The organism is Aminobacter niigataensis, assembly GCF_014200015.1.
Lineage (GTDB): Bacteria > Pseudomonadota > Alphaproteobacteria > Rhizobiales > Rhizobiaceae > Aminobacter > Aminobacter niigataensis.
Genome location: NZ_JACHOT010000001.1, coordinates 41,448 through 54,414, shown reverse-complemented (window position 1 = coordinate 54,414; position 12,967 = coordinate 41,448). Strand labels below are relative to the sequence as shown.

Below are 12,967 nucleotides of genomic sequence, written 5' to 3'. Positions count from 1 at the left end.
CCCGGGAGCCCCGGCGGTTGCACTTTTGGCCACCTTCGGATATAGAGCCGCCACCCGCGTAGACACCCTTGGAGGCAACGCGGCGGAAGGCCGCCTCACCCGGCGGCTTTCGACGTTTACGGATCAGGCTTCATGCCAGCCGTAGGCGCTCCATACAACCGAAAGGAAATGCCATGAGCGAAACATACGAGCTCAAGGCCGAAGCACGCGAACTGGTCGGTAAGGGGTCCGCCCGTGAAGTTCGTCGCAACGGTAAAGTGCCTGCAGTTATTTACGGCGACAAGCAGCCTCCCCTGGCCATCGCCCTGTCCTACAAGGACGTCTTCTACAAGATCCATGGCGGCGGCTTCCTGACCACCGTGGCAACGATCGACGTCGACGGCAAGAAGATCAAGGTCCTGCCCAAGGACTTCCAGCTCGATCCGGTTCGTGACTTCCCGATGCATGTCGACTTCCTGCGCGTTGGCGCAAACACCGAAGTCAACGTCCAGGTTCCGGTTCACTTCATCAATGAAGAGAAGTCGCCCGGCATCAAGCGCGGCGGCACGCTGAACATCGTCCGTCACGAGGTCGAGCTCCACTGCCCGGCCAACGCGATCCCCGAGTCCATCACCGTCGACCTCGACGGCACCGACATCGGCGACTCGATCCACATCTCGGCCGTCAAGCTGCCCAAGGGCGTGAAGCCCGTCATCTCCGACCGCGACTTCACCATCGCCACGATCGCCGGCACCTCGGCATCGAAGTCGGAAGAAGCCACGACCGAGGCTGCTGCCGAGGCAGAATAGCCTTTGCCTCCGGAGGACCCGAACATGCTGCTCTTTGCAGGTCTCGGCAATCCGGGTGCGCAATACCAGAACAACCGGCACAATGTCGGCTTCATGGCGGCGGACGCAATTGCCCGCCGCCATTCGTTTTCGCCCTGGACGAAGAAGTTCAAGGGACTGATCGCCGAAGGCAACATCGCCGGCGAAAAGATCATCCTGATCAAGCCGCAGACCTTCATGAACCTGTCCGGCCAGTCGGTCGGCGAGGCCCTGCGCTTCTACAAGCTCGAGCCTTCGGCGCTGACCGTCTTCTACGATGAGCTCGACCTCGTCTCCGGCAAGGTGCGCGTCAAGGTTGGGGGCGGCGCCGGCGGCCACAATGGCATCCGCTCGATCGACCAGCATATCAGCAAGGATTATCGCCGCGTCCGCATCGGCATCGGTCATCCCGGCGTCAAGGAGATGGTGCACGGCCATGTCCTTGGCGACTTCGCCAAGGCCGACAAGGAATGGCTGGAAGTGCTGCTCGACCTCGTGGCCGACAGCACCGACCTGCTGGCAAAGGGCGACGACAACGGCTTCATGAACAAGGTCACTGTCGGGCTGCGCGACAAGCTTCAGCCGACCGGTACTGATGACACCCCGCCGCCGAAAGCCCCCAAGCCGCAGGCGCCCAAGGCCCAGAGCCATATCCGCCAGGCCCGCCCGAACCAGCCTGCCATCAAGGTTCCCGAGACCGGGCCGATGGCCGCAATGCTGAAGAAGCTGCTCGGCAAGGACTGAGGGGCCTGCGAAGACATTCGCCTCCGTTCATGCGATAAGGGCGCGCAATGCCCTTTGATCCGATGCAACCGTCAGGCGAGGTGTCATCGTGCAAGCCCGAACTGCGTCCTGCTCCTGCGGGCAGCTGAGCATTGAGGTCGACGGCGCACCGCTCGGCGTCGGCATCTGCCATTGCCTCGCCTGCCAGCGCCGCACCGGCAGTGTCTTTGCCGCCCTGGCCGCCTTCGCTCCGCCCTACAAGGTAACGGGCACGGCAACCGAATACCTGCGCCTCGGCGACAGAGGCTCGCGCTACACCTTCAGGTTTTGTCCGGTCTGCGGCACGAACCTGTTCCACACCGAAGCCGGCGCCGAGAGTGCGTTTGTGGCAGTGGCAGTCGGCGCATTCGCCGATCCGCATTTTCCGCCTCCCGAGGATTCCGTCTACGACTGCCGCCGTCATCCATGGGTTGTCCTGCCTCCGGGAACCAAGGCCTACGACAAGGATCCGGACTGACCCAATGCCCCGTGCGCTCGCTGAGGGCTCCTGACATAACTCCGACAGATCCCATGGTAGGAAACACTCTTTGGCAACAAGGAACGGTTCCGATGGTCTCTTCGGGCATTGACGACGTCATCTACATGTTCGCGATGTCGCTTGACGGCTTCATTGCCCGCGAGGACGGTACGTTTGACTGGCTCGACAACTTTCCACCTGATGACGATTACGACTTTTCCGGCTTCATGGCGTCACTGAGCGGCATCGTCATGGGCCGCGCCACCTATGATGTCGTCCGCCTCGAACCGGAATGGGCCTACGCCCAATACCCTTGCCTGGTTGCCACCTCGCGCCCGCTCGACAACCTACCCGAAAACGCCGAAGCAATGGCCGGCACGCCAGCCGAAATGCTTGCCAATCTTCGCGCGCGCGGCGCCAAAGGCCGAATCTGGCTTCTCGGCGGCGGCGACTTGGCCCGTCAGTTCATGGACGCCGGCCTGCTCGACATGATCGAGATCGGCACCATCCCCATAATCCTCGGCTCGGGCATCCGGGCTTTCGGCGGCAAACAGGCCGATCGCTGGCTCGATCTCGCCTTTGCCAAGCCCTTGGCCAATGGCGCGGTGCATACGCAATACCGCGTGCGACGCTGAAAGACTTGACGATCTTAGGCCCTATCGCCCATAGCCCTGAGCAAATTCCGATTTCCCGATAGGACCAAAAGACCATGGGTTTCAAATGCGGCATCGTCGGCCTGCCCAACGTTGGCAAATCGACGCTTTTCAACGCGCTGACGCGCACGGCTGCCGCGCAGGCGGCGAACTATCCGTTCTGCACCATTGAGCCTAACACCGGCGAGGTCGCGGTTCCCGATCCGCGCCTCAAGCAGCTCGCTTCGATCGCCAAGTCGAAGGAGATCATCCCGACCCGCATTTCCTTCGTCGACATCGCCGGCCTCGTGCGCGGCGCCTCGAAGGGTGAAGGCCTCGGCAACCAGTTCCTCGCCAACATCCGCGAGGTCGACGCCATCGTGCACGTGCTGCGCTGTTTCGAGGACGACGACATCACCCATGTCGAAGGCCGCATCGATCCCGTCGCCGACGCCGAGACCGTCGAGACCGAGCTGATGCTCGCCGACCTCGAAAGCCTCGAGCGCCGCATCGTGCAGTTCCGCAAGCGCGCCGCCAGCAAGGACAAGGAAGCGACCACCGTCCTGCCGATGATGGAGCAGTCCCTGACGCTGCTGCAGGACGGCAAGCCGGTGCGGCTGCTGCTCAAGGGCATCGCTGCCGAGGACCTCGAAATCCTGCAGGGGCTCAACCTTCTGACCTCGCATCCGGTGCTCTATGTCTGCAACGTCGCCGAAAGCGACGCTGCCACCGGCAACGAGCACACCCAGGCTGTCGAGAAAATGGCTACGGCGCAGGGCGCCGGCGTCGTTGTCATCTCCGCCGCCATCGAGGCCGAAGTGGCGCAACTGCCCGACGAGGAGGCGCAGGAATTCCTAGCCGATCTCGGCCTCGAGGAGCCCGGCCTGGATAAGCTCATCCGCGCCGGCTACGAGCTCCTGCACCTGATCACCTACTTCACCGTCGGCCCCAAGGAGACGCGCGCCTGGACCGTGCACAAGGGCGCCAAGGCGCCGCAGGCGGCCGGCGTCATTCACACCGACTTCGAGCGCGGCTTCATCCGCGCCCAGACCATTGCCTTTAACGACTTCGTCACGCTCGGCGGCGAAGTTCCCGCCAAGGAAGCCGGCAAGGCGCGCGACGAGGGCAAGGAATACGTCGTCCAGGACGGCGACGTGATGCTGTTCAAGTTCAACACCTAGCCCCTGGCCGTCGCATCCGCATACGAAAAGCCCCGCATCGCGGGGCTTTTCCTTTTGGCGCGGTGCGATGAGACAGTCAGTCGCCCGCCTTTTGCATACGCGCTTTCGACCAACTCCTCATCCCGCAGCGTTAACCTTTTGCTAACCAACCTTGGCTACGGTCGCCGGGAGATTTGCAGATCGTCTCCACCTTTGACCACGGATGTACTGGCATCGGATGTCGAGACGCTAGAGAAAGGTCGGGGTAACCCCGGCCTTTTTTGCTTTTACGCAGTTCGACTTTGCAGGACACGCGAGAAGACTGAGATCTATCAGCACCTCCATGTCAGCTGCGGAGCCTACTTCATGTCCGCCAGGGAGCAGATGACCCAGCATTCAACTGTCGAGATCGATCTTCCCTCTACGTTGCGTGAAGCGCTCGCCGGTTACGACTGGCAGCAGCAGACGATCGGCGCCTCAGGTGCCAGCGTCTTCAGGCTTGAGGCATCGGGCAAGTCTACCTTGTTCCTCAAGACCGAAGAAACAGGCGACTTTGCCGAGCTGTCCGACGAGGTGGCCCGGCTGCGCTGGCTGGGTGGGCAGGGCGTACCCTGCCCCGAAGTCATCGTCTTCGAGACCCATGCCGGGCTTCACTGGCTGCTGATGACGGCGCTGCCGGGCGGCGACCTCGTCACGCAGCAGGTTCCTGCTGCCGAGGCGATTGCCATCATAGCCGACGCGTTGCGCCGGCTGCATGCGCTCGACATCGCCTCATGCCCCTTCGACCACCGTCTTTCCAGACGCATCCCTCTCGCCAGGGCACGCATGGAGACGGGCGTGGTCGATGTCGAGGACTTCGACGACGAGTGGCTCGGCCAATCGGCCGAGACCGTGTTCGAGCAAGTGCTCGCGCGGCGGCCTGCCAGCGAGGAACTGGTCGTGACGCATGGTGACGCCTCGATGCCGAACTTCATCGCCGAGGGCGGCCGCTTCACGGGCTTCATCGACTGCAGCCGCCTCGGTGTCGCCGACCGCTACCAGGATCTCGGCATCCTGTGCTGGAGCATCCATCTCAATCTCGGCCCGGAATGGGTTGCGCCATTCCTCGAGCTCTACGGCCTGCCCGATGCCGATCCGGCGAGGCTCTCGTACTACCAGTTGCTCGACGAGTTCTTCTGAACGGTTGCGCGCCGGCACGAGTCGACAAAAAAGCCCCGCTCAAGGCGGGGCTTCTTTTCATCCTGCAGATTTCCATCAAAACTGATAGTTCACGCCGAACTTGACGGCGTGGAGCTTGTCCCTGAACTTGAAGGGGCTGTCTGGATCTTCAAGATTGTTGTACGTGCTACTGCCAAAATCAGCGTAGAGGTACTCGGCCTTGACGGTCCACTTTTCGGACAGCGCATGCTCAACGCCGGCACCGATCGTCCAGCCAAGCCGCGTCTTGTTGCCAAAGCCGGCCTCGTTGCCGTCAAAGCCCCAATAGCCGTCGTCATTCTCCTCGCCGACGCCATCGAACTCGCCACCGGCGCTCTTGATGCGAGCAAAGGCCAGGCCGCCCTTGCCATAAAAGAGGGTACGATCGGCAGCATAGCCCAACCGACCTGTGGCGGTCCCATAAAATCCGTATTGCGCAAACAGGCCGTCTTCGTTGTCATTAGGGTCAATGTGGGTCTTCTTGATTGAGGCCCAGCCCAGCTCCAGTTCAGGGCCAAAGACCCATGAACCATGCTGAAAATTGTAACCTGCCGTCACACCGCCGACAAAACCGTCGTCTGACAGGCTCATCGTCGCCCCGGGAGTCGCACCACCGTACTCTTCGCCCTCAATGTCGGTGGCAGTCGTCTTGCCGCGCGCCCAGCCGCCAAACGCGCCGACGTAGCCGCCGGACCAATCATAGAACGATGCCACAGGTGCTTCCGGCACGGAGTCACCAACGACGTTATCGGCAGCGATAGCGCCACTTGCCGCTGCAAAGAATGCAGCGGAAAATACCATAATCTTTCTCATGCTAAGTCCCCACACTAAGAATCGCCTCGTAGCACAACCATCTCCGCTATGAAAACTTAAAACAACTTACAACGCATTATCTCTCACCGAATATCCTATACGAACACTATATATCTACTTCAAGACGACATGCGCCCCGTGGCGCTGGCCGCACCTAGACCCGCTACATCCCGCCACCTTGCCGATTTGCAACTTGACGTCGCAGCCACCCGGGTCTATCGCGCCTAGGCGCTGGCCCAGTCCTTCGTGACCCCGCCGGCGCAATCCAGCAACCCGGCCCGCGATCGGGCACGATATCAGCTCCAGTATGGGAGACCGGCGATGATCAAGGCATTCGTCGTGGAAAACGATCGTCTGCGCCTTGCAGACAGCATTGCGGCCGAAAAGGACAAGATCGTCTGGGCCGACCTGCTCAATCCGACGAGGGAAGAAGAGGCCGAGGTCGAGCAGTGGCTCGGCGTCGGGGTTCCGACACGCGAGGAGATGGAGGAGATCGAGATCTCGTCCCGCCTCTATGTCGAGGACGGCGCCTACTTCATGACCGCCACCTTGCCCTCGCAGGCCGACAGCGACTTTCCCGTGATGTCGCCGGTCACCTTCGTGCTGCGCCGCAACCTGCTGGTCACCATCCGCTACCACGAGCCCAAGGCGTTCCTGTCCTTTCCGCTGCGGGCCGAGAAGGCGGCGATCGGCTGCACCACGGGCGAGACGATCCTCGTCGGCCTGCTGGAGGCGATCGTCGACCGGCTCGCCGACGTACTGGAGCGCGTTTCGCGCGAGGTCGAGCTGTTGTCGAAGGACATCTTCAACCCGACGGCGACCAAGGCCTCGAAGCGCGACCGCGACTTCCAGGTGATCCTCAAGGGCATCGGCCGCAAGGAGTCGCTGACGTCCAACATGCGCGACAGCCTGACCTCGCTGCAGCGCCTGGCGGGCTTCCTCGCCAGCGCCACCGGGCAGGCCAAGAACGGCAAGGACGCCAAGGCGCGGGTGAAGACGCTGTCGCGCGACGTGGCGTCGCTGACCGACCACGCCTCGTTCCTGTCGCAGAAGATCACCTTCCTGCTCGACGCCACCTTGGGCATGATCAACATCGAGCAGAACGGCATCATCAAGATCGTCTCGGTGGCGGCGGTGGTGTTCCTGCCGCCGACGCTGGTCGCCTCGATCTACGGCATGAACTTCGACTTGATGCCCGAGCTCAAATGGGCGCTCGGCTACCCGTTTGCGCTTGGGCTGATGGTCGTCTCCGCCATCCTGCCGTTCTGGTGGTTCCGCCGCCGCGGCTGGCTCTGAGCCAACGAGTTGCCCCAAGCCGGCCTTGCGCGACCCGCAGGGCCGGTCCAAGGTTATCGTACAAGCTTGAACAGGATTGCCGATGAGCAGCAACAAGACATGGGCGTATGAGGACCTCGCCGAAGGCGTCGTCATCGACCTCGGCAGCAAGGCCGTCCTCGCCCGGGAGATCATCGAATTCGCCTCGGAGTTCGACGCCCAGCCCTTCCACCTTGACGAGGAGGCCGGCAAGGCGAGCATTCTCGGCGGACTGTCGGCGTCGGGCTGGCACACCTGCTCGATGTTCATGCGCATGCTGTGCGACGCACTGCTGCTCGACTCGACCTCGCAAGGCGCGCCGGGCATCGACTATGCCAAGTGGAAGAAGCCGGTACTGGCCGGCGACACGCTGGGCGGCAAGCTGACCATCCTGTCCAGCCGCCTGTCGCGTTCCAAGCCGGGGCTTGGCTTCGTCAGCTGGCGTGCGGAACTGGTCAACCAGAAGGGCGAGCCGGTCTTCGAACTGGTCAATACCTGCATGTTCCTGACCCGCGAGGCCGCGCAATGACCCTCGACGACTATCTCGGCATCGGTGTCACCATCACGCTCGGCAGCCATCACTTCAGCGCCGAGGCGATCAAGGACTTTGCCCGCAAATACGATCCGCAGCCGTTTCATACCGACGAGGAAACGGCCAAGAAGAGCGTCTTCGGCGGCCTCTGCGCCTCGGGCTGGCACACCACGGCGGTGTGGATGAAGCTCAACCTGGCGCATCGCGGCCGCCCCTGGGACGGCCCCGGACCGAAGCCCGAATTCGGCCCCTCGCCCGGCTTCAAGAACCTGAAATGGCTGAAGCCGGTGTTTGCCGGCGAAACGGTGACCTACACGCGGCGCGGCATCGACCACCGCCCGCTCGCCTCGCGCCCCGGCTGGCGCATGATGACGCTGCATTCCGAAGGCTTCGACTCGACCGGCGACAAGGTCGTCGAGTTCGACAGCGCCGTGCTGGTGAAGGTGGGATAGCGGGGTCTTCCCCTTCTCCCCTCGTGGGAGAAGGTGGCCGAGCGAAGCGAGGTCGGATGAGGGGGGCTGGACGGAGTGCGGCTTCACCTGAACCCGCTCATTCCTTCCAGCACCCCTCATCCGTCTTGGCGCTGCACGCCAATCCACCTTCTCCCACGAGGGGAGAAGGTGAGTCCGCGCTTCATCCAGAGCGGAGACCTACGGCCGGATGTTCTGGTTGACCCGGAAGAGGTTTGCCGGGTCGTATTGGCGCTTGACCGCGACCAGCCGCTCGTAATTGGGGCCATAGGCGGCACGTACGCGCGCCTCGCCCTCATCGTCCATCATGAAGTTGATGTAGGCGCCGCCATGCGCATTGTGCTTGTGCACCGCCGCCCAGTAGGCGCTTGCCCAGCGCCTGAGCTCCGGCGCCTTGGCCGGGTCGGGATCGATGCCGGCGATGACCATGGACCAGCGCGCGCGCCGGGCGCCCCAGGCAGTGGCCTCGGGAGCCACGTCGTGGACCGCTCCGTCGATGGGATAGAGATGCATCAGCGACAGCTCGCTCGGGGTCTTCGAGCCGTGCTCGACATGGGCGGCGATGGCCGCATCGGACAACTCGTCGACATAGTCGCCCTTCCAGTACCACTGCAGCCCCTTCGGCAGCAGCGGATCGAACAGGCCTTGCAGATCGGCGAACGGTAACTGCATCATGCCGTCCATCAGCGGCTTGGGAAGCGCATCCCGCGCGGGCTGCATCGCCCGCATGCCGTCTTTCTCGGTGCCGTTGTAGCAGCTGATCAGCGCACAGATGCGCTTGCCCCAGATTTCGCGCGGGAACGGATCGCAGGATGGCACCGTCTTGATGCCGAAGAACATGCCGAGCTCGCGCGGCGCCGTCGGCAGGAAGCCACGGTACCAGCGCATGATCTCTGCGGCATGCGCGATGTCGTAGAAGATCGGCCCGGCATAAACATCCTTCGCCGGATGCGCCCGGAAGGTGAAGCGCGTCACCACGCCGAAATTGCCGCCGCCGCCGCGCAACGCCCAGAACAGCTCCGGGTGTACGTCCGCGCTTGCCGTGACAATGCGGCCATCGGCCAGCACGACCTCGGCTGCGAGCAAATTGTCGATGGTCAGGCCATGCTTGCGCGTGAGATAGCCGGTGCCGCCGCCCAGCGTCAGCCCGGCAATGCCGGTGGTGGAGACGATGCCGGCCGGCACCGCCAGCCCATGAACGCTGGTAGCCCGGTCGACCTCGCTTTGGGTGCAGCCGGCCTCGACACGGACCGTGCGCGTGGCGGGATCGATGTCGACCCGCTTCATCGGCGACATGTCGATGACCATGCCGCCGTCGCAGCTGCCGAAGCCCGGTCCGTTGTGACCGCCGCCGCGAATGGCAACAAGCAGTTGCTTGTCGCGGGCATGATTGACGGCCGCGACCACGTCAGCGACCTCGGTGCAAGGAACGATCCAGCGCGGCCGCTTGTCGATCATGGCGTTGTAAAGCGCGCGCGACGCCTCATAGTCCGGATGGTCCTGGCCGATGAGGCTCGCGCGGAGCCGTGCGGGAAAATCTTGCGAAGCAGTTGACTTCAGCATTTTGGAACACTCGTGTTTCGGAGCAAGACGCGTCGGCACCTCGGCCAGGAAGTCTTGGATCCTGGCAGCGGGGATGTGCGTATCGCCGGTTGAACCTGCCGCACGCGCGGCACGTCCTGTCCTACGCCGCCGTCATTTCAGGCGTTTTTCTGCAAGAGCTCGGGAGTGTTTCGTTTGTTTCAGCGGCACGTCCGCATGGCGGCGGCCGTCGGGCCGAGGAATCGCGCTGGCATGAATTCGAACGGCAACGGCGCCGTTGCCGGGTCCGCGGCTGGAGATCGCCGAACAAGCGACCTCAGGGCCGCGCTACAGCGCCCCGGCAAGTCGCGCGAAAAATGATGGGAAAAGCGCCAAGCGTGGAGAACGTATCCACGCTGCGAGACCCGTAGGTCCCTCAGTGCCCGTCGAAGGAGACCAGCGTGCGCACGTCAACGCCGAGCGCTTCGAGTTTCTTGCGGCCGCCGAGTTCGGGCAGGTCGACGATGAAACAGGCGGCGACGATATCGGCGCCGATCTGGCGCAGCAGCTTGACCGCGGCTTCCGCAGTGCCGCCGGTGGCGATCAGGTCGTCGACAAGGATGACCTTCTCGCCCGTCTTGACCGCATCCTTGTGCATCTCCATCTCGTCGAGCCCGTATTCGAGGCTGTAGGCGATGCGCACGGTCTCGTGGGGCAGCTTGCCCTTCTTGCGGATCGGCACGAAGCCGGCCGACATCTGGTGCGCTATGGCGCCACCCAGGATGAAGCCCCGCGCCTCGATACCGGCCACCTGGTCGATCTTGGCGCCGGCATAGGGATGGACCAGTTCGTCGATGGTGCGCCGGAAAGCGCGCGCATTGCCGAGCAGCGTGGTGATGTCGCGGAACATCACGCCGGGGCGCGGGTAGTCCGGAATGGTCCTGATGGCGCCGAGCAGCGTCTGTTCAAGCGAGGTATTCATCGGTGGGGGCTCCGTTACCCGACAGTTTTGACGGCTCAGGCGGCAAAAGAAAAGGGCGCCTTGCGAGCGCCCTTCGATTTCATGTCGGCCAGCCCGGATCAGTGGGCGTTGGCCCAGACCTTGCGCTTGGTGGCGTAGATCAGGCCGGCAAACAGCACCAAGAAGATCATGACGGCAAAGCCGGTCTGCTTGCGCGCCTCAAGGTGCGGCTCGGCAGCCCACATCAGGAACGCCGAGATGTCCCTGGAGTACTGTTCGACCGTCTCGGGCGAACCGTCCTCGTAGGTCACCTGGCCGTCGGAAAGCGGCTTGGCCATGGCCAGCGACTTGCCGGCGATGAAGAACGGGTTGTAGTGCGTGCCCTCGGGAACTTCCATGCCGGCCGGCGGCTGTTCGTCGTAGCCGGTCAGAAGCGCGTGGATATAGTCCGGGCCGTTCGACGCGTACATGGTGAATATGTCGAACACGAAGGTCGGGAAACCACGCTCGACGCCGCGCGCCTTGGCGATCAGCGAGAAGTCGGGCGGGGCAGCGCCGTTATTGGCCGCGGCAGCCGCGATCGCGTTCGGGAAGGGCGACGGGAAATGATCGCCAGGCAGAGCCTTGCGGGTGAACATCTCGCCATCGCCGTTCGGGCCGTCCTGCACTTCGTACTCGGCAGCGAAGGCCTTGACCTGCGCTTCTGAGTAACCGAGGTCCTCGAGCGTGCGGAACGCCACCAGGTCCATCGAGTGACAGGCCGAGCACACTTCCTTGTAGATCTTCAGGCCGCGCTGGAGCTGGCCCTTGTCGTAGGTGCCGAACGGGCCGGCGAAGGTCCAGTCCATTTCCTTCGGCTTGTGGATCGGGAAGTGCGTCGGCTCGGCCGCATTGTGCGCTTCCTGAGCCAGCGCCACGCCGGCCGTGCCGGCGAGCACGAAGCCGATGGCAGCCAGACCATTGAGAACCTTTTTCATTCCAAAATCCCTCTCAGATTCTCTTTGGTTCAGCCGCGGGTCTCGGGTGCAGCGGTCGCACCTGCCGGATGAGCGGAGCCGCCCTTGTTCTTCTCGAGCACCGCTTCGGTGATCGAGTTGGGCAAGCGGCGCGGCGTCTCGATCAGGCCGAGAACCGGCATGATGACCAGGAAGAACGCGAAGTAGTAGAGCGTGCCCAGCTGCGACATGATCACGTAGGCGCCTTCCGCGGGGCGGGAACCGAGCCAGCCCAGGAAGATCGCGTTGATGACGAAGATCCAGAAAAACAGCTTGTACCACGGGCGGTAGACAGCCGAACGGACCTTCGAGGTGTCGAGCCACGGCACGATGAACAGCACCGCGATCGAGCCGAACATCGCCAGCACGCCGCCGAGCTTGGAGTCGATCGGGCCGATGTTGAAGGTGATCGCGCGCAGGATCGCGTAGAATGGCAGGTAGTACCATTCCGGAACGATGTGCGCCGGCGTCTTCAGCGAGTCGGCCATGATGTAGTTGTCGGGGTGGCCGAGGAAGTTCGGGATGTAGAAGATGAAGTAGGCGAACACGGCCAGGAACACGACCATGGCGAAACCATCCTTGATGGTCGCATAGGGCGTGAAGGCGACGGTGTCGGTCTTCGACTTGACTTCGATGCCGGTCGGGTTGGTCTGGCCTACGACATGCAGCGCCCAGACGTGCAGGACGACGACGCCGGCGATCATGAACGGCAGCAGGTAGTGCAGCGCAAAGAAGCGGTTCAGCGTCGGGTTGTCGACGGCAAAGCCACCGAGCAGCAGCTGCTGGACCCATTCGCCGACCACCGGAATGGCGGTGAAGAAGCCGGTGATGACGGTAGCACCCCAGAAGGACATCTGACCCCAGGGCAGGACGTAGCCCATGAAGCCGGTTGCCATCATCAGCAGGTAGATGATGCAGCCGAGGATCCACAGCAGCTCACGCGGCGCCTTGTAGGAGCCGTAGTAGAGACCGCGCATGATGTGGATGTAGACGGCGATGAAGAAGAACGACGCACCGTTGGAGTGCATGTAGCGCAAGAGCCAGCCGGAATTGACGTCGCGCATGATCTTTTCGACCGACTGGAAGGCCAGCGTCGTGTCGTTGGCGTAATGCATGGCCAGCACGACGCCGGTCAGGATCTGCGCAACGAGCATGATCGAAAGGATGCCACCGAAGGTGTAGGCGTAATTCAGATTACGCGGCACCGGGTAGGAGACGAATGAATCGTGCACCAGCCGCGGCAGCGGCATGCGCGCATCGATCCAGCGGCCGATGCCGGTTTTGGGCGAATAGGTCGAGTGTCCACCGCTCATGGAATTAAGTCCC

Annotated in this window: 14 protein-coding genes; 9 read left to right on the top strand and 5 right to left on the bottom strand. The window is 63.1% G+C overall.

Translation table 11 applies throughout. The features are described 5' to 3' along the window. The first annotated feature begins 173 nt into the window (after nucleotides 1–173). The 6 genes from GGQ99_RS00295 (at nucleotide 174) to GGQ99_RS00270 (ending at nucleotide 5,017) form a co-directional block, all read left to right on the top strand. Entirely contained in the window at nucleotides 174–788 is a 615-nt protein-coding gene (locus GGQ99_RS00295) for a 50S ribosomal protein L25/general stress protein Ctc (protein ID WP_108607312.1), read from the top strand. A 24-nt stretch (nucleotides 789–812) separates the two neighbouring features. Further along, on the top strand, nucleotides 813–1,550 hold the full coding sequence (pth, locus tag GGQ99_RS00290) for an aminoacyl-tRNA hydrolase (RefSeq protein WP_183259876.1): 738 nt from the start codon (nucleotides 813–815) through the stop codon (nucleotides 1,548–1,550). 88 nt (nucleotides 1,551–1,638) lie between these two features. Next, entirely contained in the window at nucleotides 1,639–2,046 is a 408-nt protein-coding gene (locus GGQ99_RS00285) for a GFA family protein (RefSeq protein ID WP_108607310.1), read from the top strand. A 92-nt stretch (nucleotides 2,047–2,138) separates the two neighbouring features. Next, a complete protein-coding gene (locus GGQ99_RS00280) occupies nucleotides 2,139–2,681 on the top strand; it encodes a dihydrofolate reductase family protein (protein WP_183259874.1) in 543 nt (180 codons plus the stop codon). Nucleotides 2,682–2,755: 74 nt separating this feature from the next. Continuing rightward, nucleotides 2,756–3,859, top strand: a complete 1,104-nt coding sequence (gene ychF / locus GGQ99_RS00275) for a redox-regulated ATPase YchF (protein ID WP_108607308.1) — start codon at nucleotides 2,756–2,758, stop codon at nucleotides 3,857–3,859. Between the two features lie 363 nt (nucleotides 3,860–4,222). Next, on the top strand, nucleotides 4,223–5,017 hold the full coding sequence (locus GGQ99_RS00270) for an APH(3')-II family aminoglycoside O-phosphotransferase (RefSeq protein WP_183262305.1): 795 nt from the start codon (nucleotides 4,223–4,225) through the stop codon (nucleotides 5,015–5,017). A gap of 75 nt (nucleotides 5,018–5,092) precedes the next feature. On the opposite strand, the gene GGQ99_RS00265 is transcribed toward GGQ99_RS00270, so the two are convergent. Beyond that, a complete protein-coding gene (locus GGQ99_RS00265) occupies nucleotides 5,093–5,848 on the bottom strand; it encodes an outer membrane protein (RefSeq protein ID WP_108607307.1) in 756 nt (251 codons plus the stop codon). A gap of 321 nt (nucleotides 5,849–6,169) precedes the next feature. Here GGQ99_RS00265 and corA point away from each other — a divergent pair, with 321 nt between their 5' ends. From corA to GGQ99_RS00250, 3 genes are all read left to right on the top strand, one after another. Further along, nucleotides 6,170–7,144 (top strand): magnesium/cobalt transporter CorA, encoded by a 975-nt coding sequence (gene corA / locus GGQ99_RS00260; RefSeq protein ID WP_108607306.1) that lies wholly within the window; start codon nucleotides 6,170–6,172, stop codon nucleotides 7,142–7,144. A gap of 82 nt (nucleotides 7,145–7,226) precedes the next feature. Continuing rightward, nucleotides 7,227–7,691 (top strand): MaoC family dehydratase, encoded by a 465-nt coding sequence (locus tag GGQ99_RS00255; RefSeq protein WP_183259873.1) that lies wholly within the window; start codon nucleotides 7,227–7,229, stop codon nucleotides 7,689–7,691. Next, the gene (locus GGQ99_RS00250; RefSeq protein ID WP_108607304.1) at nucleotides 7,688–8,146 is read left to right on the top strand and encodes a MaoC family dehydratase; all 459 of its coding nucleotides are present in this window, start codon (nucleotides 7,688–7,690) and stop codon (nucleotides 8,144–8,146) included. The genes GGQ99_RS00255 and GGQ99_RS00250 overlap by 4 nt, the downstream gene beginning before the upstream one ends. Before the next feature lie 198 nt (nucleotides 8,147–8,344). Here GGQ99_RS00250 and GGQ99_RS00245 read toward each other — a convergent pair whose 3' ends face one another. The 4 genes from GGQ99_RS00245 to GGQ99_RS00230 all read right to left on the bottom strand — a co-directional run bounded on the left by GGQ99_RS00245 (nucleotide 8,345) and on the right by GGQ99_RS00230 (nucleotide 12,954). Further along, on the bottom strand, nucleotides 8,345–9,727 hold the full coding sequence (locus GGQ99_RS00245) for an FAD-binding oxidoreductase (RefSeq protein ID WP_183259871.1): 1,383 nt from the start codon (nucleotides 9,725–9,727) through the stop codon (nucleotides 8,345–8,347). A gap of 394 nt (nucleotides 9,728–10,121) precedes the next feature. Continuing rightward, a complete protein-coding gene (locus GGQ99_RS00240) occupies nucleotides 10,122–10,667 on the bottom strand; it encodes an adenine phosphoribosyltransferase (protein WP_183259869.1) in 546 nt (181 codons plus the stop codon). 98 nt (nucleotides 10,668–10,765) lie between these two features. Next, the gene (locus GGQ99_RS00235; RefSeq protein WP_183259867.1) at nucleotides 10,766–11,623 is read right to left on the bottom strand and encodes a cytochrome c1; all 858 of its coding nucleotides are present in this window, start codon (nucleotides 11,621–11,623) and stop codon (nucleotides 10,766–10,768) included. Nucleotides 11,624–11,652: 29 nt separating this feature from the next. Beyond that, entirely contained in the window at nucleotides 11,653–12,954 is a 1,302-nt protein-coding gene (locus tag GGQ99_RS00230) for a cytochrome b (RefSeq protein ID WP_183259865.1), read from the bottom strand. Between the last annotated feature and the right edge of the window lie 13 nt (nucleotides 12,955–12,967).